Origin of the sequence: Microcella alkalica (assembly GCF_014595885.1) — a bacterium.
Classification (GTDB): Bacteria; Actinomycetota; Actinomycetes; order Actinomycetales; family Microbacteriaceae; genus Microcella; species Microcella alkaliphila_B.
Map to the genome: position 1 here is coordinate 904963 of NZ_JABUKC010000001.1, position 23852 is coordinate 928814.

24 protein-coding genes are annotated in these 23852 nt (G+C 72.7%); 21 read left to right on the forward strand and 3 right to left on the reverse strand.

The window, feature by feature from the left end:
• Window positions 1-10 precede the first annotated feature (10 nt).
• Entirely contained in the window at window positions 11-367 is a 357-nt protein-coding gene (locus ID804_RS04435; protein ID WP_169077705.1) for a DUF1844 domain-containing protein, read from the reverse strand.
• 286 nt (window positions 368-653) lie between these two features.
• On the opposite strand from ID804_RS04435, the gene infC reads away from it, so the two are divergent.
• From infC to ID804_RS04535, 20 genes are all read left to right on the forward strand, one after another.
• Window positions 654-1571 carry a translation initiation factor IF-3 gene (infC, locus tag ID804_RS04440; RefSeq protein WP_396789785.1) on the forward strand — a complete coding sequence of 306 codons (918 nt, stop codon included), beginning with the start codon at window positions 654-656 and terminating at the stop codon, window positions 1569-1571.
• Window positions 1572-1597: 26 nt separating this feature from the next.
• Entirely contained in the window at window positions 1598-1795 is a 198-nt protein-coding gene (rpmI, locus tag ID804_RS04445; RefSeq protein WP_169077706.1) for a 50S ribosomal protein L35, read from the forward strand.
• Between the two features lie 32 nt (window positions 1796-1827).
• On the forward strand, window positions 1828-2214 hold the full coding sequence (rplT, locus tag ID804_RS04450) for a 50S ribosomal protein L20 (protein ID WP_153982725.1): 387 nt from the start codon (window positions 1828-1830) through the stop codon (window positions 2212-2214).
• Window positions 2215-2320: 106 nt separating this feature from the next.
• Window positions 2321-3139, forward strand: coding sequence for a TrmH family RNA methyltransferase (locus ID804_RS04455; protein ID WP_169077707.1), 819 nt, complete (start codon window positions 2321-2323; stop codon window positions 3137-3139).
• Window positions 3136-3804, forward strand: coding sequence for a response regulator transcription factor (locus ID804_RS04460; protein WP_169077708.1), 669 nt, complete (start codon window positions 3136-3138; stop codon window positions 3802-3804). The genes ID804_RS04455 and ID804_RS04460 overlap by 4 nt, the downstream gene beginning before the upstream one ends.
• A 2-nt stretch (window positions 3805-3806) precedes the next feature.
• Complete coding sequence (locus ID804_RS04465) at window positions 3807-5183, forward strand: sensor histidine kinase (RefSeq protein ID WP_169077709.1); 1377 nt, start codon at window positions 3807-3809, stop codon at window positions 5181-5183.
• Complete coding sequence (locus ID804_RS04470; RefSeq protein WP_317451164.1) at window positions 5180-6136, forward strand: TAXI family TRAP transporter solute-binding subunit; 957 nt, start codon at window positions 5180-5182, stop codon at window positions 6134-6136. Before ID804_RS04465 ends, ID804_RS04470 begins: the two co-directional genes overlap by 4 nt.
• Before the next feature lie 187 nt (window positions 6137-6323).
• Window positions 6324-7052 (forward strand): amino acid ABC transporter ATP-binding protein, encoded by a 729-nt coding sequence (locus ID804_RS04475; protein ID WP_169077817.1) that lies wholly within the window; start codon window positions 6324-6326, stop codon window positions 7050-7052.
• A 52-nt stretch (window positions 7053-7104) separates the two neighbouring features.
• On the forward strand, window positions 7105-8037 hold the full coding sequence (locus ID804_RS04480) for a glutamate ABC transporter substrate-binding protein (protein ID WP_169077710.1): 933 nt from the start codon (window positions 7105-7107) through the stop codon (window positions 8035-8037).
• A gap of 73 nt (window positions 8038-8110) precedes the next feature.
• Window positions 8111-8758 (forward strand): amino acid ABC transporter permease, encoded by a 648-nt coding sequence (locus ID804_RS04485; RefSeq protein WP_169077711.1) that lies wholly within the window; start codon window positions 8111-8113, stop codon window positions 8756-8758.
• Entirely contained in the window at window positions 8755-9669 is a 915-nt protein-coding gene (locus tag ID804_RS04490) for an amino acid ABC transporter permease (RefSeq protein ID WP_169077712.1), read from the forward strand. The genes ID804_RS04485 and ID804_RS04490 overlap by 4 nt, the downstream gene beginning before the upstream one ends.
• A 46-nt stretch (window positions 9670-9715) precedes the next feature.
• Entirely contained in the window at window positions 9716-10756 is a 1041-nt protein-coding gene (pheS, locus tag ID804_RS04495; protein WP_169077713.1) for a phenylalanine--tRNA ligase subunit alpha, read from the forward strand.
• Window positions 10756-13266 (forward strand): phenylalanine--tRNA ligase subunit beta, encoded by a 2511-nt coding sequence (pheT, locus tag ID804_RS04500; RefSeq protein ID WP_169077714.1) that lies wholly within the window; start codon window positions 10756-10758, stop codon window positions 13264-13266. Before pheS ends, pheT begins: the two co-directional genes overlap by 1 nt.
• Window positions 13267-13344: 78 nt before the next feature.
• A complete protein-coding gene (gene argC, locus ID804_RS04505) occupies window positions 13345-14391 on the forward strand; it encodes an N-acetyl-gamma-glutamyl-phosphate reductase (RefSeq protein WP_169077715.1) in 1047 nt (348 codons plus the stop codon).
• On the forward strand, window positions 14388-15539 hold the full coding sequence (gene argJ, locus ID804_RS04510; RefSeq protein ID WP_169077716.1) for a bifunctional glutamate N-acetyltransferase/amino-acid acetyltransferase ArgJ: 1152 nt from the start codon (window positions 14388-14390) through the stop codon (window positions 15537-15539). The genes argC and argJ overlap by 4 nt, the downstream gene beginning before the upstream one ends.
• A gap of 8 nt (window positions 15540-15547) precedes the next feature.
• The gene (gene argB, locus ID804_RS04515; RefSeq protein WP_188219147.1) at window positions 15548-16462 is read left to right on the forward strand and encodes an acetylglutamate kinase; all 915 of its coding nucleotides are present in this window, start codon (window positions 15548-15550) and stop codon (window positions 16460-16462) included.
• A gap of 62 nt (window positions 16463-16524) precedes the next feature.
• Complete coding sequence (locus ID804_RS04520) at window positions 16525-17685, forward strand: acetylornithine transaminase (RefSeq protein ID WP_396789822.1); 1161 nt, start codon at window positions 16525-16527, stop codon at window positions 17683-17685.
• On the forward strand, window positions 17682-18677 hold the full coding sequence (gene argF / locus ID804_RS04525) for an ornithine carbamoyltransferase (RefSeq protein ID WP_169077718.1): 996 nt from the start codon (window positions 17682-17684) through the stop codon (window positions 18675-18677). The genes ID804_RS04520 and argF overlap by 4 nt, the downstream gene beginning before the upstream one ends.
• Entirely contained in the window at window positions 18674-20077 is a 1404-nt protein-coding gene (gene argH / locus ID804_RS04530) for an argininosuccinate lyase (protein ID WP_169077719.1), read from the forward strand. Before argF ends, argH begins: the two co-directional genes overlap by 4 nt.
• Window positions 20078-20142: 65 nt before the next feature.
• Complete coding sequence (locus tag ID804_RS04535) at window positions 20143-20757, forward strand: DNA-3-methyladenine glycosylase (RefSeq protein ID WP_169077818.1); 615 nt, start codon at window positions 20143-20145, stop codon at window positions 20755-20757.
• Here ID804_RS04535 and ID804_RS04540 read toward each other — a convergent pair.
• Window positions 20741-21310, reverse strand: a complete 570-nt coding sequence (locus ID804_RS04540; protein WP_169077720.1) for a hypothetical protein — start codon at window positions 21308-21310, stop codon at window positions 20741-20743. The two genes, ID804_RS04535 and ID804_RS04540, sit on opposite strands and share 17 nt — an antisense overlap.
• The gene (locus tag ID804_RS04545; RefSeq protein WP_169077721.1) at window positions 21310-21978 is read right to left on the reverse strand and encodes a SatD family protein; all 669 of its coding nucleotides are present in this window, start codon (window positions 21976-21978) and stop codon (window positions 21310-21312) included. The genes ID804_RS04540 and ID804_RS04545 overlap by 1 nt, the downstream gene beginning before the upstream one ends.
• 137 nt (window positions 21979-22115) lie before the next feature.
• On the opposite strand from ID804_RS04545, the gene tyrS reads away from it, so the two are divergent.
• Window positions 22116-23426 carry a tyrosine--tRNA ligase gene (gene tyrS / locus ID804_RS04550; protein WP_317451165.1) on the forward strand — a complete coding sequence of 437 codons (1311 nt, stop codon included), beginning with the start codon at window positions 22116-22118 and terminating at the stop codon, window positions 23424-23426.
• Window positions 23427-23852: the final 426 nt, after the last annotated feature.

The window sequence follows — 23852 nt, forward strand, 5'->3', positions numbered from 1 at the left end:
GTCGGGCGGTCTAGGAGACCGGGCCCGTCCACTTCTCGCCGGGGCCCTGGCCGGGGGCGTCGGGGAAGGGCGAGGCCTCGCGGAAGGCGAGCTGCACCGAGCGCAGGCCGTCGCGCAGCACGCGCGCGTGGTGGTCGCCGAGCTCGGGCGCCGAGGCCGTGATGAGGCCGGCGAGGGCGGTGATGAGCTTGCGCGCCTCGGCGAGGTCGATCTCCTCCTCGCCCTGCTCGGAGAGGCCGCACTTCACGGCGGCCGCGCTCAGCAGGTGCACCGCGACGGTGTTGATGATCTCGACGGCGGGCACCTCGGCGATGTCGCGCGAGGCCTCCGAGCCAAGGTCGGTCGCATCGTTCAGGGGCTCGCTCATGAGGCTCTCCGGTGTCGAGGGCGGCCGCGGCTTTCCGCGGCGGCGCGGGACTGCTACTCTTATGCGGGCTCCGGGGCCAGATCCCCGGTACGAAAGTGGAGGACTCCTCCCACCCGCGCTTGACCGCTTCACTAGGTTACCGGGTCAGATCACCCCGCTCGATCGGCAGCAGTGCCGGGCGAGGGCCGCGGGTGAGCACGGCACTGCCGTGCGGAGGATCCTCTTTCGACCACTCACGACAGAGGAGACTCGCATCAGCGAACCGAGAACGAACGACCGCATCCGCGTGCCCGAGGTCCGACTCGTCGGCCCCGGTGGCGAGCAGGTCGGCGTCGTCAAGATCGAGGTGGCCCTGCGGTTGGCGCAGGAGGCCGACCTCGATCTCGTCGAGGTCGCTCCGAACTCGAAGCCGCCCGTGGTCAAGATCATGGACTACGGCAAGTTCAAGTACGAGGCGGCGCAGAAGGCCAAGGAGGCCCGCCGCAACCAGGCGAACACCATCCTCAAGGAGGTGCGCTTCCGCCTGAAGATCGACAAGCACGACTACGAGACCAAGCGCAAGCGCGCCGAGGGCTTCCTCAAGGATGGCGACAAGGTCAAGGCGATGATCCTGTTCCGCGGTCGCGAGCAGTCGCGCCCCGAGCAGGGCGTGCGCCTGCTGCAGCGCTTCGCGGAGGACGTCGCCGAGTTCGGCAGCGTCGAGTCGACGCCGACGATCGACGGCCGCAACATGGTCATGATCATCGGCCCGCTCAAGAACAAGGCTGACGCGAAGGCCGAGCTCAACGCCGCGCGCGCCGCCTCGAAGGCGGAGCGCAAGAGCGCCGCGGCCGCCGAGAAGCAGTCGACGAGCGAGCCGACGGCCGCGCCGGCCACGGCCGCACGGGTCGCCGCGCCGACGACCGCCGCGCCCGCGGCGGAGACGCCGAATGCCGAGCAGCCCGAGGCCCCGGCTCCGCAGGCTGAGGCTCCGAAGGTCGAGGCGCCGAAGACCGAGGCCCCCAAGGCCGAGGCTCCGAAGGCCGCGGCCCCGAAGGCCAGCGCCCCCAAGTCGGCCCCGCGCTCGACGCCGAAGGCGACGCCGGCCAACGCCCCCAAGCCCGCCGCGGTCAAGCCGACCCCGGCCAACGCGCCGAAGCCCGGTGCCGGCTCGAAGGCGGCGACGCCCAAGGCCCCCACGACGCCCGCCCCCGCGGCGGAGTAGTTCCAGCCCACGAAAGAGAGAAACGAATGCCTAAGCAGAAGACCCACTCGGGAGCGAAGAAGCGCTTCAAGCTGACCGGCTCCGGCAAGGTCATGAAGCAGGGCGCGGGTATGCGTCACAACCTCGAGAAGAAGTCCAGCGAGCTCACGCGCCGCCTGAACAACGAGGTCGTCCTGGCTCCGGCCGACGCCAAGGTCATCAAGAAGCTCATCGGCAAGAAGTAGCCGGCACTAGGAAAGACTGAAGGACACCGAACATGGCAAGAGTGAAGCGGGCCGTCAACGCCCAGAAGAAGCGTCGCGTCATCCTCGAGCGCGCTGAGGGCTACCGCGGCCAGCGGTCGCGCCTCTACCGCAAGGCCAAGGAGCAGGTCACCCACTCGCTCGTCTACGCCTACCGCGACCGTCGCGCCAAGAAGGGCGAGTTCCGTCGCCTCTGGATCCAGCGCATCAACGCCGCGGCCCGTGCCAACGGCATGACCTACAACCGCCTCATCCAGGGCCTCGGCCTGGCGGGCGTCGAGGTCGACCGCCGCATGCTGGCCGAGCTGGCCGTCAACGAGCCCGCGGCGTTCACCGCGCTCGTCAAGGTCGCCAAGGAGGCCCTCCCGGCCGACACCTCGGCGCCGAAGACCGCCGCGTAGTCTCGCGTTCCGCTCGAAGGCGCGCTCCCGATCCGTCGGGGGCGCGCCTTCGTCGTCCCCGGCGCGGGAGTCGCCCGGCCACGCCGGCGCTGGTTAGCCTGACCGCATGATCGACAACCCGCGCTCGCCGCGCGTGCGGGCCGCCGCGAAGCTCGCGAAGCGGTCGCAGCGCGCCGAGACGGGGCTGTTCCTCGTCGAGGGCCCTCAGGCGGTCGACGAGGCGGTGCGCACGCGACCCGACCTCGTGCGCGAGGTCTTCACGACTCCCGCGGCGGAGGAGCGCCACCACGGTCTCCTCGCGCAGGCTCGTGCGGCGGGCATCCGCATCGATCAGGTGACGGATGCCGTGCTCGAGGTCATCGCCGACACGGTCACCCCGCAGGGCATGGTGGCGGTGTGCGCGATGATGCCCGCGGGCCTCGACGACGTGCTCGCGGCCGGGCCGCGCCTCGTGGCGGTGCTGGAGGAGGTGCGGGATCCGGGCAACGCGGGAACGGTCATCCGCGTCGCCGATGCCGCGGGCGCCGATGCCGTGATCCTGACCGGCTCGAGCGTCGACCCCTTCAACCCGAAGGCCGTGCGGGCCTCGACGGGCTCGCTGTTCCACCTGCCGGTCGTGGTCGGCGTTTCGCTCGAGCGCGCGCTCGCGGGGCTGCGCGCGGCGGGCGCCCGCGTGCTCGCGGCCGACATCTCGGGCGACGACCTGCTGACGGTGCGCTCCGCGGGCGAGCTCGACGGGCCCACGGCCTGGCTGTTCGGCAACGAGGCGCGCGGGCTCACCGAGCAGCAGCTCGAGCTCGCCGATCGGGCCGTCATCGTGCCGATCTACGGCCGGGCCGAGTCGCTCAACCTCGCCACGGCGGCCGCGGTCTGCCTGTACGAGAGCGCCTTCGCGCAGCGGAGCGCGGCCGGCTCCGCGCCGTGACCGTCCTCATCGTCGAGGACGACGATCGCCTCATGGATGCCCTGCGCGCGTTCCTCCGCCGCGCGGGCTACGACACGGTGAGCGCCGCCGACGCCGCGCAGGCCCTCGATGCGCTTGGCTCCGACACGGAGGTGGTGCTGCTCGACCTCGGCCTGCCCGACATGGACGGCGTCGAGCTGTGCCGGCTGATTCGCCAGCGCACGGGAGTGCCGATCATCATCGCGACCGCGCGCAGCCACGTGCAGGAGCGCATCCGCGGGCTGCGCGCCGGTGCCGACGACTTCGTCGTGAAGCCGTACAACGTGCTCGAGCTCGTGGCCCGCATCGAGGCGGTCACGCGGCGCTGGCGCTCGGCGCCCGAGCCGGCCGCCGAGCAGGTCATCGACGTCGCGGGCGTGCGCGTCGACCTCGCGGGCCGTCAGCTGCTGATCGAGGGCGAGCCCGTCGAGCTCACGCGCACCGAGTTCGACATCGTGGCCGCCCTCGCGCGCTACCCGGGCGTGGTGGTGCCGCGGGAGCGCATCATTCGCGAGGTGTGGCAGACCGACTGGCACGGCTTCAGTCGCTCGCTCGAGGTGCATGTCGGCTCGATCCGCCGCAAGACGGGCCGCACCGACCTCATCGAGACGGTGCGCGGCGTCGGCTACCGCTTCGCCGGGAGCTGACCGTGCGCCGTCGCCTCGTCGTGGTCTTCCTCGTCCCGCTCGTCGCGGTGCTGCTCGTGCTGGGCGGCGCCTACGCCTGGAGCGCCGCCCGCAGCATCCAGCAGGAGCGTCTGGCCGAGCTGCTCGGCGACGTCGCCTACTTCGTGACGAGCGCGCGGCAGGCGCTGCGCAGCGGCAGCCCCGATCTGGTCGCGAGCGAGGCGCAGCGCTACTTCGAGGTCTACGGCACGAGCGTGCTCGTGGTCGATCGCTCCGGCTCGACGTGGGCGTACGGCGGCGGCGAGCCGCTCGTGCTCGACGAGTCGACCTCGGGGCAGATCGAGCTCGCCCTCGCCGGGCGCCGCGGCGACCTGCCGGAGCCCGCCCTGCCGTGGGCGCTCACCGAGTCGGTGGTCGTCGAGCCGGTGCTCGACAACGGCGACGCGATCGGCGCGGTCGTCGTCACGGCGAGCGTCGATGTCGCGCGCGAGGCGATCCTCGAGCAGTGGGCGGCACTGCTCATCGGGGCGGTGCTCGCGACGGCGATCGGTCTCGTCGTCGTCTCGCGCCTGGCGACCTGGGTGCTGCGCCCCGTGCAGCGCGTCGACGACGCGATGGAGGCGATCGAGCGCGGCGAGATCGAGGCGCGCATCGACGACGACACGGGCCCGCCCGAGCTGCGCCGCATGATCCAGCTCTTCAACAGCATGGCGGAGGAGATCGAGCGCACCCTGTCGCGCCAGCAGGAGTTCGCCCTCAACGCCTCGCACGAGCTGCGGAACCCGCTCAACGCGCTGCTGGTCCGCGTGGAGTACCTCGCGACGGGCCTCGGTGACGAGTGGCGCGACGACGTGGAGGAGACCCGCGAGGAGGGGCGGCGCATGACCCGCATCCTCGACACGTTGCTGAACCTCGCCAGGAGCGGCCAGCGCGGCGCCGCCCTCGAGCGGCTCGACGTGGTGGAGCTCGCGCGCGGTCGGGTCGAGGCGTGGCGGCAGGCGGCGGGGCAGGCGGGCGTGTCGCTCGTGCTCGACGCCGTCGAGCCCGTCCGCGCCGACACCGATCGCACGATCCTGGAGAGCGCCCTCGACGCCGTCATCGACAACGCCGTGAAGTTCTCGCCGGGCGGCACGCGCGTGGTCGTCACGGTGCGGGTGGCGGATGCCGCGCCCGAGATCGTCGTGCGCGACGAGGGGCCCGGGGTCGACACGGAGGAGCTCGCCCGCATCACCGATCGCTTCTGGCGCAGCCCGCGCAGCCGGCAGTCGCCCGGGTCCGGCCTGGGGCTCGCGATCGCCACCGACCTGCTGCAGTCGATCGGCGGCCGTCTGCGCGTGGAGTCGCCGGAGGGCGGCGGACTCGCCGTGCACCTGCGCCTGGCGCGAGGGGAGGCGTCGTGAGGGGGCGGCTCCGCAGGGCGGTGCTGACGGCGATCGGCGGGATGCTCGCCCTCGCGTCGCTCGCCGCGTGCGGCCCGACGCCCGTCGTCGAGCGCTTCTCGATCGCGGGTGGCGGCCCCACCGGCGTCTACTACGCCTTCGGCGAGCGGCTCGCGGTCGAGGTCACCGAGCGGCTCGGGTCGCAGGCGAGCGTCGATGAGACGAACGGCTCGGTCGACAACCTGCTGCGCATCAGCGAGGGCCGCGCGCTGTTCGGCTTCGCTCAGAGCGACGTGGCCGCCGACGCGGTGGCGGGGGAGGGAGCCTTCCCCGAGCCGGTCGCGGTGCGCGCGGTCGCCCGCCTCTACGACGAGTACGTGCACGTCGTCGTGCGCGACGACAGCGACATCGCCGATCTCGCCGAGCTCGCGGGGCGCACGGTCTCGCTCGGCGCGACCGGCTCGGGCGTGAGCTTCGTGGCCGGGCGCGTGCTCGACGCCGCGGGCCTCGACGTGGCGGCGGTCGACGACCGCGAGCTAGGGCTCGCGGAGTCGATCGCGGCGCTGCGCGACGGCGAGATCGAGGCGTTTTTCTGGGTGGGAGGCCTGCCGACGCCGGGCCTCACCGAGCTGTTCGCCCAGACGCCGGCGCGGCTGCTGTCGATCGAGCCGACGACCGTCGACCGCGTCAACGCGCGGCACGACGGCGTGTACCGCCTCGCCGAGTTCCCGATCGGCGCGTACGGCCGCACGGAGGCGACCGCGACGATGACCGTGCCGAACTACCTCGTGGTCGCCGAGAGCGCGCCCGACGAGGTCGTGCGCGACGTGCTGCGCGTGCTGTTCGAAGCCCGGTCCGAGATCGCCGCCGATGTGCCGGCGGCGGCGCTACTGGACCGCCGGCAGGCGATCTTCACCGACCCCGTGCCGCTCCACCCCGGCGCGATCGCCTCGTACCGCGACGCTCGCGACTGAGCCTCGCGGCCCTCACGGAGCACCCCGGGAGCACACGCTCAAGAAAAGCTCAAGGCGGGTTCGGTCCGCGTTCGTGCCGTTTACCGTGTCGTCGTGCCACCAGTGCTGATGCGCTCGCCGCTCGTCGTGCGCGCTCCGGCGCTGGGGCCGTTCCGAGCCCGAAAGGACGACGCTGGTGCCTGAACCGCTGGTCGCGATCGAACACGTCAACAAGCACTACGGCGAGCTGCACGTGTTGCGCGACATCTCCACGACGGTCGAGAAGGGCCAGGTGGTGGTCGTCATCGGCCCCTCCGGCTCGGGCAAGTCGACATTCTGCCGCGCGATCAACCGTCTCGAGACGATCGATTCCGGTGAGATCCGCATCGACGGCACGCCGCTGCCCGCGGAGGGCGCCGAGCTCGCGGCCCTCCGCGCCGACGTCGGCATGGTGTTCCAGTCGTTCAACCTCTTCGCGCACAAGACGGTGCTCGAGAACGTCACGCTCGCGCCGATGCGCGTGCGCGGTGTCAGCAAGGCCGAGGCCGAGCAGCGCGCGATGCAGCTGCTCGAGCGCGTCGGCGTCGCCAACCAGGCCCACAAGATGCCCGCGCAGCTGTCGGGCGGCCAGCAGCAGCGCGTCGCGATCGCCCGCGCCCTGGCGATGGAGCCCAAGCTCATGCTGCTCGACGAGCCGACGAGCGCGCTCGACCCGGAGATGATCAACGAGGTCCTCGACGTCATGGTCCAGCTCGCGAAGGACGGCATGACGATGATCGTCGTCACCCACGAGATGGGCTTCGCACGCCGCGCCGCCGACCGCGTCCTCTTCATGGCCGACGGCCAGATCCTCGAGGATGCCCCGCCCGCGTCGTTCTTCGACGCCCCGAAGACCGACCGCGCCAAGGACTTCCTCTCGAAGATCCTCAGTCACTGAGCGCCGTCCGCCGAACCCGCACCATCCGCAACCGACACCGAGGGAGCAGCACATGCGCATCACACGGAAGAGCACGATCCTCAGCGCGGCGGGCGCCGCGCTCCTGCTGGGGCTCACCGCCTGCGGCCCGGCCGGCAGCGCCGGTCCTGGCGGCGTGGACGAGCCCGAGGAGAGCGGCGAGGCCGCGACCGGCAACGGTCCGTACAGCCTCGAGATCGCCGAGAACCCGGAGTTCGAGGAGGGCACGACGATGGCCGAGCTCGCCGAGGCGGGCACGATCCGGGTCGGCACCAAGTTCGACCAGCCGCTGTTCGGTCTCGTCGGTCCTGACGGGGTGCCGGTGGGCTTCGATGTCGCGATCGCGGCGCTCGTCGCCGCCGAGCTGGGCATCCCGTTCGAGGACATCGAGTGGACGGAGGCCCAGTCGGCCGTCCGCGAGTCGTTCCTGGAGAGCGACCAGGTCGACATCGTCGTGGCGACCTACACGATCAACGACGCACGCAAGGAGCGCATCGACTTCGCCGGCCCGTACTTCCTGGCCGGCCAGGACATCCTCGTCGCCGCCGGCAACCCCGAGGGCATTACGGGCCCGGAGGACCTCGAGGGCCAGCCCGTCTGCTCGGTGAGCGGTTCGACGCCTGCCGCCACCATCGCCGACGAGTACGGTGCAGAGGTCTTCGCGGCCGGCGCCTACAGCGACTGCCTCGACCCGCTGCGCAACGGCCAGGTCGTCGCCGTGACGACCGACAACGTCATCCTTTCGGGCTTCGTCGACCAGAACCCCGGCGAGTTCGAGCTGCTCGGCGAGACCTTCACCGAGGAGCCCTACGGCATCGGCCTGCCCAAGGGCGACGACGCGTTCCGCGACTTCATCAACGACGTGCTCGAGGAGGCCTTCGAGGACGGCACGTGGGAGCGCCTCTTCAGCGAGACCGCGGGCACCGTCATCGACACGCCCGAGCCGCCGAGCGTCGACCGCTACTAGGCGGTTGCCGAAACCCGGGTGCGGGGCGGCCCCGGCCGCCCCGCACCATCCCCCTTCCTGACAGGAGACTCGCGTGCAGTTCCTCATCGAGAGCGGCGACGTGCTGCTCGAGGGCTTCCTCGGCACACTCCGCATGCTCGCGCTCACCTTCGTGCTCGCCGTGCCGCTCGGCATCGTGCTGGCCGGCATGCGCATCTCGCCCGTGCCGAGCCTGCGCTGGGTCGCGGCCGGCTTCACCGAACTGCTGCGCAACACCCCGCTGACGCTCGTCTTCTTCCTCCTGGTCTTCGTTGTGCCGCGGCTCGGCGTCGTCGTCGACTTCCAGGTGAGCGCGATCGTCGCGCTCACGCTCTACACGGCACCCTTCTACGCCGAGGCGATCCGCTCCGGCATCAACTCGGTGCCGGTGGGTCAGGCCGAAGCGGCCCGATCGCTCGGCATGACCTTCACGCAGACCGCGCGATTCGTCGTACTGCCCCAGGCCGTGCGGTCGGTCATCCCGCCGCTCATCAACGTCACGATCGCGCTGACCAAGAACACCTCGGTCGCCGGCGGGTTCTTCATCGTCGAGCTCTTCGCCTCCAGCCGCACCCTCGCGAACGCCTACGCCGACCAGACCATCGCGATCTTCCTGGCCGTGGCGCTCTGCTACCTCGCCGTGACGATCCCGCTCGGTCGCATCGCCGACCGGCTCGAAAAGAAGGTGGCGGTGCTCCGATGACCTCCGTCCTCTACGACGCCCCCGGGCCCAAGGCTCGTCGGCGCTCGCTCATCGCCTCCCTCGTGACGGGTGCGGTGCTGCTCGCCGCGCTCGGCTGGGTCGTCGCGACCCTCGCCGGGGAGGGCCTGTTCGACGCCGAGCGGTGGGACATCTTCCAGGATCCGCTCGTCTGGCTCGGCCTCTGGGAGCGCGGTCTGCTCGTCACGCTGCAGGTGGCGGCGCTCGCGAGCGTGCTCGCGGTGCTGCTCGGCAGCGTGTTCGCGGTCCTGCGCCTCTCCTCCGTCGCCGCCATCCGCATCCCGGTCACGATCGTGCTCGAGTTCTTCCGCGGCATGCCCGTCCTGCTGATGATGTTCTTCATCCTGATCCTGTTCTCGACGAGCCAGTACTGGGCCGTCGTGCTCGGGCTCACGGTGTACAACGGAGCGATCATCGGCGAGGCGCTGCGCTCCGGCATCGTGGCGCTGCCGAAGGGCCAGCGCGAAGCGGGGCTCGCTCTGGGCCTCACGCCGCTCAAGGCCCGACTGCTCATCGAATTCCCCCAGGCGTTCCGGGCGATGACGCCGATCATCGTCGCGCAGCTCGTCGTGCTGCTGAAGGACAGCTCGCTCGGCTACATCGTCGGCCTGCGTGAGCTGGTCCGCGAGCAGCGGCTGCAGGCCGAGTTCTTCGGGTTCTCGCAGTACGGCTTCTCGTTCTTCGTCATCACCCTCGGCATGTTCCTCGTCGTCAACCTCACGCTGTCGTGGTTCGCGCGACGCCTCGCGTCGCGCAGCCCCGGCGGCCGTCGCTCGCGCCGAGCCGCGCGCGCCGCGATCGGCGAGAACGCCGACACGACGGTCATCGCCACGCGCGGCGCCACCGTCGGCGAGGCGGGCTGGTCCGACGGCGGCGGGGCGGATCCGCACTGATCGGCCGCGCAGGGGCGGCCGCGGCCCACGGCTAGACTCTCGTCTCGTGCCTGACACCCCCCTCATCTCCGAGTCGGCGGTCGAGTCGGCGGTCGAGGCGGCGCTCGCCGCAATCGCCGCGGCCCCCGACACCGCGGCCCTCAAGGCAGCGCGCTCCGCTCACGCGGGCGAGGCCTCGACGCTCGCGCAGCTCAACGCGAGCCTGCGCGACGTGCCGAACGACCAGAAGGCGGCCCTCGGCAAGCTCGTGGGCCAGGCGCGGGGGCGCGTGACCCAGGCGATCGCCGCGCGCGAGGCCGAGCTCGCCGTCGCCGAGGAGCAGGCGCGGCTCGCGGCCGAGACGATCGACGTGACGGGTATCCCCGTCAAGCACGTCGTCGGCGCGCGCCACCCGCTCACGACGCAGATGGAGCAGATGAGCGACATCTTCATCGCCATGGGGTGGGAGGTCGCGGAGGGGCCTGAGCTCGAGAACGAGTGGTTCAACTTCGACGCCCTGAACTTCGACCCCGACCACCCGGCGCGGGCCATGCAGGACACGTTCTTCATCGACCCCGTCGAGCGCCACCTCGTGCTGCGCACGCACACGAGCCCCGTGCAGATCCGCTCGCTGCTCGAGCGCGAGCTGCCGGTGTACGTCGTCGCGCCCGGGCGGGTGTTCCGCACCGACGAGCTCGACGCGACGCACACGCCCGTCTTCCACCAGATGGAGGGCATCGCGATCGACAAGGGCCTCACGATGGCGCACCTGCGCGGCACGCTCGAGCACATGGCGCGGGCGATGTTCGGCGAGGGCGCGCGCATCCGCCTGCGCCCCAGCTACTTCCCGTTCACCGAGCCGAGCGCCGAGCTCGACGTGTGGCACCCCACCTTCCGCGGCGGCGCCCGCTGGATCGAGTGGGGCGGCTGCGGCATGGTCAACCCCAACGTGCTGCGCGCCGCGGGCATCGACCCCGACGTCTACCAGGGCTTCGCGTTCGGCATGGGGATCGAGCGCACGCTCATGTTCCGCAACGGCGTGAGCGATATGCGCGACATGGTCGAGGGCGATATCCGCTTCTCACAGCAGTTCGGAATGGTGGTCTGATGCGCATCCCGCTCTCCTGGCTCCGCGAGTGGGTCGACGTGCCCGCGACCGGCGACGCGACGGCCGACGCCGACCACGTCCACGCCGCCCTCGTCAAGGTCGGGCTCGAGGAGGAGGGCGTCCACGGCGGCGCCCTGACCGGCCCGATCGTCGTCGGCGAGGTGCTCGACTTCGTGGAAGAGCCGCAGTCGAACGGCAAGACCATCCGCTGGTGCCAGGTGCGCACAGGTACGACCGCCGACGGCGAGCCCGAGGTGCGCGGCATCGTCTGCGGCGCGCGCAACTTCATGATCGGGGACCTCGTCGTGGTGACGCTGCCCGGTGCGGTGCTGCCCGGCCCGTTCCCGATCGCGGCGCGCAAGACCTACGGGCACGTCTCCGACGGCATGATCGCCTCGGCGCGCGAGCTCGGGCTCGGCGACGAGCACGACGGCATCCTGCGCCTCGCGACGCTCGGCATCGAGGCGGAGCCCGGCACCGACGCGATCGCCCTCCTGGGGCTGGATGACCTGGCCGTCGAGGTGAACGTCACGCCCGACCGCGGGTACACGCTCTCGATCCGCGGCATCGCCCGCGAGTACTCCCACTCGACCGGCGCGGGCTTCCGCGACCCGGCGAAGGCGCTCGAGGTGGGGGAGGGCGCCGGCTTCAGCGTCATCGTCGACGACCGTGCGCCCATCCGCGGCCGCCGCGGCTGCGACGTGTTCGTCACGCGCGTCGTGCGCGGCATCGACGCGACCCGGCCCACGCCGCGCTGGATGGTGCAGCGCCTGCAGCTGGCGGGCATCCGCTCGATCTCGCTGCCGGTCGACATCACCAACTACGTCATGCTCGAGCTCGGCCAGCCGATCCACGCCTACGACCTGCAGCGCCTGCAGGGCGGCATCACGGTGCGCCGCGCCCTGCCGGGGGAGACGCTCACGACGCTCGACGACCAGACCCGCACGCTCGACGCGGAGGATCTGCTCATCACCGACGAGTCGGGCCCCATCGGCATCGCGGGCGTCATGGGCGGTGCGAGCTCCGAGGTGCACGACGGCACGACCGACGTGCTCATCGAGGCGGCGACCTTCGACCCCGTGTCGATCGCGCGCTCGGCACGCCGCCACAAGCTGCCCAGCGAGGCCTCCAAGCGCTTCGCGCGCGGCGTCGACCCGCTCGTCGCCGCCCCCGCGGCCCAGCGCGTCGTCGACCTGCTCGTCGAGCTCGCCGGTGGCACCGTCGACGCGCTGGGCTCGGAGTGGATCGAGGCCAAGCGCCCCGAGTCGATCGCGCTCGCCGAGGGATACGTCGACCGCCTCATCGGCGTCGACTACTCGCTCGACGAGGTCACCGACTCGCTCACCGCGATCGGCTGCAGGCTCAAGCCCGAGGGTGAGGGCTGGCTCGTTGAGCCGCCCAGCTGGCGCCCCGACCTCGTCGACGCGCCCTCGCTCGCCGAGGAGGTCGCCCGCATCGTCGGCTACGACCGCATCCCCTCCGAGCTGCCCGTCGCCCCGCCCGGTCGCGGCCTCACGCGCGCCCAGCGGGTGCGCCGAGGCGTCGGCGCGGCGCTCGCCGCCGCCGGCCTCACCGAGGTGCTCGCCTACCCGTTCGTGCGCTCGGCCGACAACGCCCTCATGGGCGGCGACGACGTTGCCCAGACGCGCGTCGCGAACGCCCTCGACGCCGAGCAGGCGATGCTGCGCGTCAGCCTGCTGCCCGGCCTCGCCGCGATCGCCCACCGCAACCGCTCGCGCGGCCTGACCGACCTCGCCCTGTTCGAGATCGGCCACGTCGTCCTGCCCGAGCAGGGGCGCACCTACGGCGTCGACGCGGTGCCGTTCGGCGCGGCGCGGCCGAGCGAGGCGGCGCTCGACGAGCTCGAGCGGAGCATCCCGCACCAGCCCTGGTACGTCGGCGCGCTGTTCGTCGGCGATCGGCGCGGCCGCGGCATCGGCCAGGCGGCCGAGGAGTCGGGCATCGCCGACGCCCTCGACGCCGCCCACGTCGTGGCGAGCGTCGCCGGCGTGACACTGCGCGTCGAGACGGGGCAGCACCCGGCGCTGCACCCGGGCCGCACCGCCGCTCTCTACGTCGGCGACGAGCCGGTCGGGGTCGCGGGCGAGCTGCTGCCTGCGGTCGCGGAGGAGCGCGACCTGCCGCGCCGCGTGGGCGTGCTCGAGCTCGATCTCGACCGGCTCGTCGCGCTCGGCTCGGGCGAGGTCGCCGCGCGCGAGCTCGCGACCTTCCCCGCCGCGACGCAGGATCTCTCGCTCGTCGTGCCCGTCGAGGTGCCGGCCGGTGCCGTGCGCGAGGCGGTCGTCGAGGGTGCCGGGCCGCTGCTCGAGCACGCCGAGCTCGTCGACGACTACCGCGGTCAGGGCCTCGAGCCCGGCACGAAGTCGCTCACGCTCGCGCTGCGCTTCCGGGCCGCCGACCGCACGCTCACGGCCGCCGAGGCGACCGAGGCCAAGAACGCGGGCCTCGCCGTCGCCGCCGAGCGCTTCGGCGCGACGCTGCGCGCCTGAGGCGACGGATGCTCGGCGCGCGAACCCGCGCCGGTGCAGCGGTCAGCGCCCCCGTCGGCGGGCTCCTAAGCTAGAGCAATGCCGTATTCCGTTGCGGTCGCCGGCGCGAGCGGCTACGCCGGCGGCGAGGCCCTGCGTCTGCTCTCCGCCCACCCCGAGCTCGAGGTGCGCACGGTGACGGCGCACTCGAACGTCGGCCAGCGCATGCTCGACGTGCACCCGCACCTACGCTCGCTCGCTCATCTCGACTTCGTCGAGACGATGCCCGAGGCGCTCGCCGGGCACGACGTCGTCGTGCTCGCGCTGCCGCACGGCGCCTCCGGCGCGCTCGCGGCGAGCCTGCCGGAGGACGTCGTCGTGCTCGACCTCGGCGCCGACCACCGCCTGACCGACGAGCGCGACTGGGCCCGCTTCTACGGCGGCGAGTGGCACGGCTCGTGGGCCTACGGTCTGCCCGAGCTGCTGCACCGCGGCAGCGGCCGCCAGCGTGATGCCCTCGCGGGCGCGCGCCGCATCGCCGTGCCCGGGTGCAATGTGACTGCGGTCTCGCTCGCGCTCGCTCCGGGCATCCGCGCCGGGGTCATCGAGTCGGGCGACCTGACGGCGGCCCTCGCGGTCGGCCCGAGCGGCGCAGGGCGCTCGCTGAAGACCGAGCTGCTCGCGAGCGAGCTGCTGGGCTCGGCCTCGCCGTACGCCGTGGGCGGCGTGCACCGGCACATCCCGGAGATCCTGCAGAACCTGCGGGCGGCGGGCGCCGAGCAGCCGACGATCTCGTTCACGCCCGTGCTCGTGCCGATGAGCCGCGGCATCCTCGCGACGGTCACCGCTCGTCTCGTGCCCGGCACTGCCGAGTCGACCGTGCGCGACGCCTGGGTCGACGCCTACGCCGCCGAGCCGTTCGTGCACGTGCTGCCGGAGGGCCGCTTCCCGAAGACCGCCGACGTCGTCGGCGCGAACACGGCCCTGCTCGGCCTCGCGGTCGACGCCGACGCCGGCCGCGTCGTCGTCGTCGCCGCGATCGACAACCTCGTCAAGGGCACGGCCGGTGCCGCCGTGCAGTCGCTCAACCTCGCGCTCGGCCTGCCCGAGACGCTCGGCCTCATCGTGGACGGAGTCGCCCCGTGACCGTGACCGCCCCCGCCGGGTTCGACGCCGCCGGCGTCGCCTGCGGCCTGAAGTCGAGCGGCAACGCCGACCTCGCGCTCGTCGTCAACCGCGGGCCGCGCCGCGCCGCGGCCGCCGTCTTCACGAGCAACCGCGCGAAGGCCAACCCGATCCTGTGGTCGCAGCAGGTCATTGCCGACGGCGAGGTGAGCGCGATCGTGCTCAACTCCGGCGGCGCGAACTGCTTCACCGGTGCGCAGGGCTTCCAGACCACGCACGCGACCGCCGAGGCCGTCGCCGAGGCGCTGCAGGTGAGCGCGGGCGACGTGCTCGTGTGCTCGACGGGCCTCATCGGCGAGCAGCTCGACCGCGCGAAGCTGCTGAGCGGTGTCGCCGCGGCCGCTGCCGAGCTCTCGCCGGAGGGCGGCGCCGATGCGGCCCGCGCCATCATGACCACCGACTCGGTGCCGAAGACGGTCGTCGTCGAGGGCGACGGGTATGTCATCGGCGGCATCGCGAAGGGCGCGGGGATGCTCGCGCCGGGGCTCGCGACCATGCTCGTCGTGCTGACCACCGACGCCGACCTGCCGGCGGCCGAGCTCGACGCGGCGCTCCGCGCCGCCACTCGCGTCAGCTTCGACCGGCTCGACTCCGACGGCTGCATGTCGACCAACGACCAGGTGACGCTGCTGGCGAGCGGAGCATCCGGCGTCGTGCCCGACGTCACTGCCTTCACGGCGGCGCTCACCGAGGCGTGCATCGACCTCGCGCAGCAGCTGCAGGCCGACGCGGAGGGCGCGAGCCACGACATCCGCATCGAGGTCGTCGGCGCGGCGAGCGAGGAGGACGCGGTCGAGGTGGGCCGCGCCGTCGCCCGCAACAACCTGTTCAAGGCCGCCGTGTTCGGCAACGACCCCAACTGGGGTCGCGTGCTCGCCGCGATCGGCACCACGAGCGCCGCCTTCGACCCGTACGACGTCGACGTGACGATGAACGGCGTGCGCGTCTGCCACGCCGGCGGCCCCGACCGCCCGCGCGACGAGGTCGACCTCACCGGCCGCGCCGTGCACGTGCTCATCGACCTGCGAGTGGGCGCGGCGACGGCGACGATCCTGACCAACGACCTCACGCACGACTACGTGCACGAGAACAGCGCCTACTCCAGCTGAGAGCGAGCATGAGCGAACTGCGACACCCCGACGACGCCGCCGCCGAGCAGGCGCGCGCGGCGGCGAAGGCCGAGACCCTCATCGAGTCGCTGCCGTGGCTGCAGACCTTCCGCGACGCGATCGTCGTCGTGAAGTTCGGCGGCAACGCGATGGTGAGCGACGAGCTGCAGCGCGCCTTCGCGGAGGACATGGTGTACCTGCGCACCGTCGGCCTGCGCCCCGTCGTCGTGCACGGCGGCGGCCCGCAGATCTCGGCGATGCTCGACCGCTTCGGCATCGCCAGCGAGTTCCGCGGCGGCTACCGCGTCACGAGCCCGGAGGCGATGGACGTCGTGCGCATGGTCCTCACCGGGCAGATCAGCCGCTCGCTCGTGAGCCTCATCAACCAGCACGGCCCGCTCGCCGCCGCTGTGTCGGGCGAGGACGCCGGCCTGTTCGTCGGCCAGCGCCGCGGCACGGTGGTCGACGGGGTCGAGGTCGACCTCGGCCTCGTGGGGGACGTCGTGGATGTCGACCCCGCGGCGGTGCTGCAGCTGATCGACGCCGGGCGCATCCCCGTCGTGTCGTCGATCGCCCCCGACCGCGACGCCCCCGGGCAGTCGCTCAACGTCAACGCCGACTCGGCGGCGGCGGCGCTCGCCGCGGCGCTCGGGGCGCAGAAGCTCGTGATCCTGACCGACGTCGCCGGCCTCTACCGCGACTGGCCCGATCGCGACTCGCTCGTGTCGTCGATCGACACCGACGAGCTGCGCGCGCTGCTGCCGAGCCTGGAGTCGGGCATGATCCCGAAGATGCAGGCGTGCCTCGACGCCGTCGACGCGGGTGTGCCGAAGGCGGCGATCATCGACGGCCGCGTGCCGCACTCGATCCTGCTCGAGATCTTCACCCGCTCGGGCATCGGCACCGAGGTGGTCGCCGCGTGAGCGCCGCCCCCGCTGCTACCGCCCTGCCCGCCGGCTTCGCCTCCGGCCCCGTGACGGATGCCGTGCGCGCGCGGTTCGCGCACGTCGCGATGCGCTCCGCCCCGGCCCCGATGGCCGTGCTGAGCCACGGCGTGGGCGCGACCGTGTGGGACGTCGACGGGCGCGAGTACCTCGACTTCCTCGCCGGCATCGCCGTCAATGCGCTCGGGCACGCGCACCCGGCGCTCGTCGCGGCCGTCAGCGAGCAGGCCGCGCGCCTCGTGCACGTCAGCAACTACTTCACGACCGAGCAGGCGGTCGGCTTCGCCGAGCGGCTCGTGCGCCTCACCGGCGCGGGGGAGACCGGGCGCGTGTACCCGGCGAACTCGGGCGCCGAGGCGATCGAGGCCGCCGTGAAGCTCGCGCGCCGCACCGGGCGGCCGCGCATCCTCGCCTTCGAGCAGGCCTTCCACGGCCGCACCATGGGCTCGCTCGCGCTCACCGGCAAGCTCGCGCTGCGCGCGCCGTTCGAGCCGATGATGCCCGGCGTCGAGCACCTGCCGACCGACCTCGACGCGCTCGAGGCGGCGATGGGCGACGACGTCGCGGCGCTCGTGCTCGAGCCCATCAAGGGCGAGGCGGGCGTCGTGCCGCTGCCGGAGGGCTTCCTGACCGCCGCGCGCGAGCTCACCCGCCGGCACGGGGCGCTGCTCATCGTCGACGAGATCCAGACCGGCGCGGGCCGCACGGGCGACTGGTTCGCCTTCCAGCACGAGGGCGTCGCGCCCGACGCGATCGCCCTCGCGAAGGGCATCGGCGGCGGCGTGCCGATCGGCGCGCTCGTCACGATCGGTGCGACGAGCGAGCTGTTCACGCTCGGCCAGCACGGCTCGACCTTCGGCGGCAATCCGCTCGCGACGGGGGTCGCCAGTGCTGTGCTCGACGAGATCGAGCGGGCCGACCTCGTCGGCAACGCGGCCCGTCGCGGCGAGCAGCTGCGGCAGGGCATCCTCGCCCTGGGGTCGCCGCTCGTGGCGGAGGTGCGCGGTCGCGGGCTGCTGCTCGGCGTCGGGCTCGACCGCCCGGTCGCGGGCGCCGTCGTCGCCGCGGCCATGGATCGCGGGCTCATCGTCAACGCCGCCAACGACTCCAGCATCCGCCTCGCGCCGCCGCTCATCATCGGCGACGGCGAGATCGATCGCTTCCTGACCATCTTCTCCGCGAGCCTGGAGGCCGCCGCATGACCCGCGCTGCCACGACCGCCGCCGTCCGCCACTTCCTGCGCGACGACGATCTGAGCCCGGCCGAGCAGGCCGAGATCCTCGACCTCGCCGACCGGCTCAAGGCCGACCGCTTCGCCGAGCGCCCCCTCGCCGGCCCCGAGACGGTCGCCGTCTACTTCGACAAGACCTCCACGCGCACGCGCGTGAGCTTCACCGTCGGCATCGCCGACCTGGGTGGGCAGCCGCTCGTGATCCAGGCGGGCGAGAGCCAGCTCGGCGCGAAGGAGTCGATCGCCGACACCGCGCGCGTGCTCGAGCGCATGGTCGCCGCGATCGTGTGGCGCACCTTCGCGCACGCGGGGCTCGAGGAGATGGCCGCGAATGCCGAGGTGCCGGTCGTCAATGCGCTGAGCGACGACTTCCACCCCTGCCAGCTGCTCGCCGACCTGCAGACGATCCGCGAGCACCGCGGGCGGCTCGCCGGCCTCACGGTCGCCTTCCTCGGCGACGGGGCGAGCAACATGGCGCACTCGTACCTGCTGGCGTGCGCGACGGCGGGCATGCACGTGCGCATTGCCGCGCCCGCCGAGGCGTCGCCCGCCGCGGCCGTCGTCGCTGACGCCGAGCGCCGCGCGGCGGAGACGGGCGGCTCGGTGCTCGTCACGACCGATGCCGACGCGGCCGCCGCGGGCGCCGACGTCGTCGTCACCGACACGTGGGTGTCGATGGGCAAGGAGGACGAGAAGGAGGCCCGCGTCGCCCTCTTTGATCCCTATCGCGTGGATGCCCGGCTCATGGCCCTCGCCGCCCCCGACGCCCTCTTCCTGCACTGCCTGCCGGCCTACCGCGGGTACGAGGTGACCGCCGACGTGCTCGACGGCCCCCAGTCGGTCATCTGGGACGAGGCGGAGAACCGCCTGCATGCCCAGAAGGCGCTGCTGGTGTGGCTGCTGCGCCAGGCGCGCGGCGGCGCTGGGTCGACCCCGGCGACCGAGGCGGGAGCGGCCCGATGAGCGGCGCGACGAACGAGGGCTCGCTCTGGGGCGGCCGTTTCGCTGACGGGCCGAGCCCCGAGCTCGTGCGTCTGAGCCGCTCGACGCACTTCGACTGGCAGCTTGCCCCCTACGACCTCGCCGGCAGCCGCGCCCACGCGAGCGCGCTCGCGGCCGCGGGCTACCTCGACGCCGAGGAGCTGCAGCGGATGCGCGCCGCCCTCGACGCCCTCGAGGCCCGCTGGCGCGACGGCTCCCTGCAGCCCCGCCCCGAGGACGAGGACGTGCACGGCGCCCTCGAGTCCGCGCTGCTGGCCGAGGTCGGCCCCGAGCTCGGCGGCAAGCTGCGCGCGGGCCGCAGCCGCAACGACCAGATCGCCACGCTCATCCGGATGTACCTGCGCGACCACGGCCGCGCGATCGCAACCGAGGTGCGCCGCCTCATCGAGGCACTCGCCCAGCAGGCCGACGCGCATCCGGATGCCGTCATGCCGGGCCGCACGCACCTGCAGCACGCGCAGCCGGTGCTGCTGGCGCACCACCTGCTCGCCCACGCCTGGCCGCTCGTGCGCGACCTGGAGCGCCTGCGCGACTGGTGGGCGCGCGCCGACCGCTCGCCGTACGGCTCGGGGGCCCTCGCGGGCAGCTCGCTCGGGCTCGACCCCGCCCTGGTGGCCGCTGAGCTCGGCTTCGCCGGCCCGACCGAGAACTCGATCGACGCCACCGCGAGTCGCGACCTCGTCGCCGAGTTCGCCTACATCGCCGCGCAGCTCGGCATCGACCTCTCGCGCCTGGCGGAGGAGATCATCTTCTGGAACACGCGCGAGGTCGCGTTCGTGACCCTGCACGACGGCTACTCGACGGGGTCGTCGATCATGCCGCAGAAGAAGAACCCCGACATCGCCGAGCTCGCGCGCGGCAAGGCCGGCCGGCTCATCGGCGACCTGACCGGGTTGCTGACGACCCTCAAGGGACTGCCCCTCGCGTACAACCGCGACCTGCAGGAGGACAAGGAGCCCGTCTTCGACGCCGTCGAGACGCTCGAGGTGCTGCTGCCGGCGTTCACGGGCATGGTCGCGACGCTGCGGTTCGACAGCGCGCGCATGGCCGAGCTCGCGCCGCAGGGCTTCTCGCTGGCGACCGACGTCGCCGACTGGCTCGTGCGGCAGGGCGTGCCGTTCCGCGAGGCGCACGAGATCTCGGGCGCGCTCGTCGCCCACTGCGAGCGCGCGGGCCTCGAGCTGCACGAGCCGAGCGACGCCGACTACGCCGCGATCGACCCGCGCCTCACGGGCGAGGTGCGCGCGGTGCTAACTGTCGAGGGCTCGATCGCCTCCCGTTCGGGCGCCGGCGGCACCGCCGCGTCGGCCGTCGCGCGGCAGCGCGCGCACCTCGACGAGCGGCTCGCCGCGCTCGCGTGAGCCTGGACGGGCGCTCGGCGAGGGGCGCCGACGACGACGCGGCCACGGATGCGGCCGCCGTCGCCCTGCTCGCCGGCGACCCGCTCGAGGTCGCCCCGCGCCTGCTCGGCAGCGTGCTGCACGGGCGCGGTGTCGCGGTGCGCATCACCGAGGTCGAGGCGTACCGCGGCGCCGACGACCCCGGCTCGCACGCCTTCCGAGGCGAGACGGCGCGCACCCGCCCGATGTTCCAGGGCGCCGGGCACGTCTACGCCTACTTCACGTACGGCATGCACACGTGCGTGAATCTCGTCTGCGGTGAGGCGGGCACGGCGTCGGGCCTGCTCATCCGCGCCGGTGAGGTCGTGCACGGTGCCGAGCTCGCGCTCGAGCGACGACGGGCGGGCAGCGAGCGCGCCATCCCGCACCGCGATCTCGCGCGCGGCCCTGCGCGGCTCGCGCAGGCGCTCGGAGTGTCGCTCGCCGACTCGGGCTCGAGGCTCGCGCCGCTCGACCGGCCCGAGCTCGACCGGCTGCGGCTCGAGGTCGCGCCTCCGCTGACCTTCGCCGCGATCGCGACGGGGCCGCGCGTCGGCGTCGCCGGTCCGGGCGGTGACGGCGAGGCGCATCCGTGGCGGTTCTGGATCGCCGGCGACCCGACCGTCTCGGTCTACCGACCAGCGGTCAGCCGGCGACGATGAGCGCGGCGCACGCTCCGGCCCACAGCAAGCTCGTGAGCGTGCCGATGATGAAGCGCTCGGTGGCGGCGCCGGCGTCGAGGTCGCGGAACCGGCCGAGACCCTTGATGGCGATGAGCGCGGCGAGCAGCTCCCAGCGGCCGATGAGCACGGCGGCGACGACGACGGTGCGCTCGAGGTAGCCGATCGTGGTGCCGCCGCGCAGCACCTCGCGGCCGGGCTCGTCGCCGACGAGGATGCCGCCGTGCTCGCCGACGGTCGCCCGCGCGCCGTGCGAGGCGGCGCGCAGCACGAGCGTCGCGGCCGGGCCGCCGCCGGCGATGGCGAGGGCGGCGAGGCCGAGCTGCGCGGCGAGGGCGAACCAGCCGGTCGGCGGCCCGTCGACGCCGACGGCGATCGCGAGGCCACCGGTGACGAGCACGCCGATGCCGACGGCGAGCAGGCGGGGTCGCGACTCGGTCGTCGCGAGCACGGCCAGCAGCACCGCGAGCCAGACAATGCCGACGAGTCCCGCCCAGGCGAGCACGAGCGAGAGCAGCATCGGGTCGAACGTCATCAGGCGGGCTCCTCGGTCGTGTGGTCGTCGTCGGCGGATGCTCGCCCGCCGTCGCCCGCATCCCCTCCGTGCCGGCGGTCGAGGTCGGCGAGCAGGCGGGCCAGGGCTCCTCGCGCGTCGGCGTCGAGGCGCAGCCCGGCCGCCCTGGCGCGCTTGCTCGCCGCCTGCGGCGAGATGCCGATGCGCTCGGCGGCGTCGGCCTGGGTGTCGCCCTCCTCGAGGAGGTCGTGCAGCTCCCAGCCCTGCTCGCTCCATCGTGCCCGCTGGGTGAGCATGAGGTCGATGAGCGCCCCCAGATCAGCAGTGCGCTCGTCGTCGATCTCGGGGCCGCGCAGCGCGCAGCGGGTGGCGCGGCGCTCGGCGGCCTCGATCGCGCCGCGCGCGGCCACGAAGGCCGGCCCGCGCGCCTCGCGCACGCTGTCGGGCAGGGGAGTGCGAACCGGGCCGAGCCCGATGCCGACCCGCCAGTGCTCCTCGCGCAGCAGCTGCAGGGCGGCGTCGAGCGCGGTCGCGGCGTCGGCGGTGAGCAGCTGCAGCTCGTCGCCCGCGGTGCGCTCCGGGGGCAGCGCGAGCCGGTCGCCGTAGCGCTCCTGGAGCGCGGAGAGCGCGTCGGCGACGCGGTCGTCGTCATGGCGACTGTCGATCTGATCGGCGATGATGACGAACACGCGGCGCTCCCTCCTCGTCGGCCCAATCAAGCCTACAGGGGTGATATCTAACCAGGCAACCCACGAGGGTTGATCATGCCCCTGAGGGAGCGGAGGCGCTGACAGGTCGGGCCCGGCGCGCTCGGTAGGCTGGCCCGGTGACCGCCGCATCCGTGACCCTCACCGAGCCGCGCAACGACGACACGTTCGCCGACGTCTGGGACGAGATCGTCTGGCGCGGCCTCGTGCACGTCTCCACCGACGCCGCCGAGCTCAAGCGACTGCTCGCGGGAGAGCCGATCACCTACTACTGCGGTTTCGACCCGACCGCGCCGAGCCTGCACCTCGGCAACCTCGTGCAGCTGCTGCTCATGCGCCGGCTGCAGCTCGCCGGCCACCGCCCCCTCGCGCTCGTCGGCGGGTCGACGGGCCTCATCGGCGACCCGCGGCCGACGAGCGAGCGTACGCTCAACGACCGCGAGACGGTCGCGGAGTGGGTGGGGTACCTGCAGCGCCAGGTGAGCCGGTTCCTCAGCGCCGACGGCCCGAACGGCGTCACGCTCGTCAACAACCTCGACTGGACGGCGCCGCTCAGCGCCATCGACTTCCTGCGCGAGATCGGCAAGCACTTCCGCGTCGGGACGATGCTGAAGAAGGATGCCGTCGCGGCGCGCCTGAACTCCGACGCCGGCATCTCGTACACCGAGTTCAGCTACCAGATCCTGCAGGGCTACGACTTCCTCGAGCTGCACCGGCAGCACGGCTGCGTGCTGCAGACCGGCGGCAGCGACCAGTGGGGCAACCTGACCAGCGGCACCGACCTCGTGCACAAGGCGGAGGGCACGAGCGTCCACGCGATCGGCACTCCGCTCATCACGAACAGCGACGGCACGAAGTTCGGCAAGAGCGAGGGCAACGCCATCTGGCTGGACGCCGCGATGTGCTCCCCTTACGCGATGTACCAGTTCTGGCTCAACACCGACGACGCCGACGTGATCGATCGCCTGAAGGTGTTCACGTTCCTGTCGCGCGCCGAGATCGAGGAGTACGCCGCGAAGGTCGAGGCTGAGCCCTTCCGCCGCGAGGCGCAGAAGCGGCTCGCGCTCGAGGTCACCGGATTCGTGCACGGCGCCGATGCCGTGCAGGCGGCGATGGATGCCTCGGCGGCGCTCTTCGGCGGCGGCGACCTGCACGCCCTCGACGCACCGACTCTCGCCGCAGCGATCGCCGAGCTGCCGCACGCGGAGGTGACGGCCTCCACGACCGTCGCGCAGGCGCTCGTCGACACGGGTCTGTGCTCGAGCCTCAGCGAAGCGCGCCGCGCGATCGCGCAGGGCGGGGTCGCGGTCAACAACGAGAAGGTGCTGACGGACGACGAGACGCTCGAGGGCCGTGCGCTCGCCGGCGGAGCGGCGGTGCTGCGCCGCGGCAAGAAGACCCTCGCCGGGGTTCGTTTCCCCGCAGCGTGAGCGCCACCGCGCGCGACACGCCCGGGATCGAGCGCTGATTCGCTCCCGAACGCTCCCGGCCGTAGTGTTCTTACTCGTCACCCCACAGGTGCTGGAGCGCAGCAGAGCCTCCCGCCTCACGCGGTGACAGCATCCCCCTCCAGATCCTCTCGACTTGTCGTGAGCGGTTCGGCGGCGTAGGATGTCGATCCGGCCCTGATGGATCCGGTGCCTCTCTTCGCGGCTCCTCACAGAGCGCGAGTTGCACCGAGACGAGCGGCCGGATAAGTTAGGACAGTTGCCCTGAAACAAGCGCCGAGAGGCGTGCGGTCAGGTGCGCCCGATCCTTGAGAACTCAACAGCGTGCACTAAGTCAATGCCAAATTATCCTCGTCGGTCGACGTTTGTCGGCCGGTTGAGATTCCTTTGGATTGAAATCGAATGTCA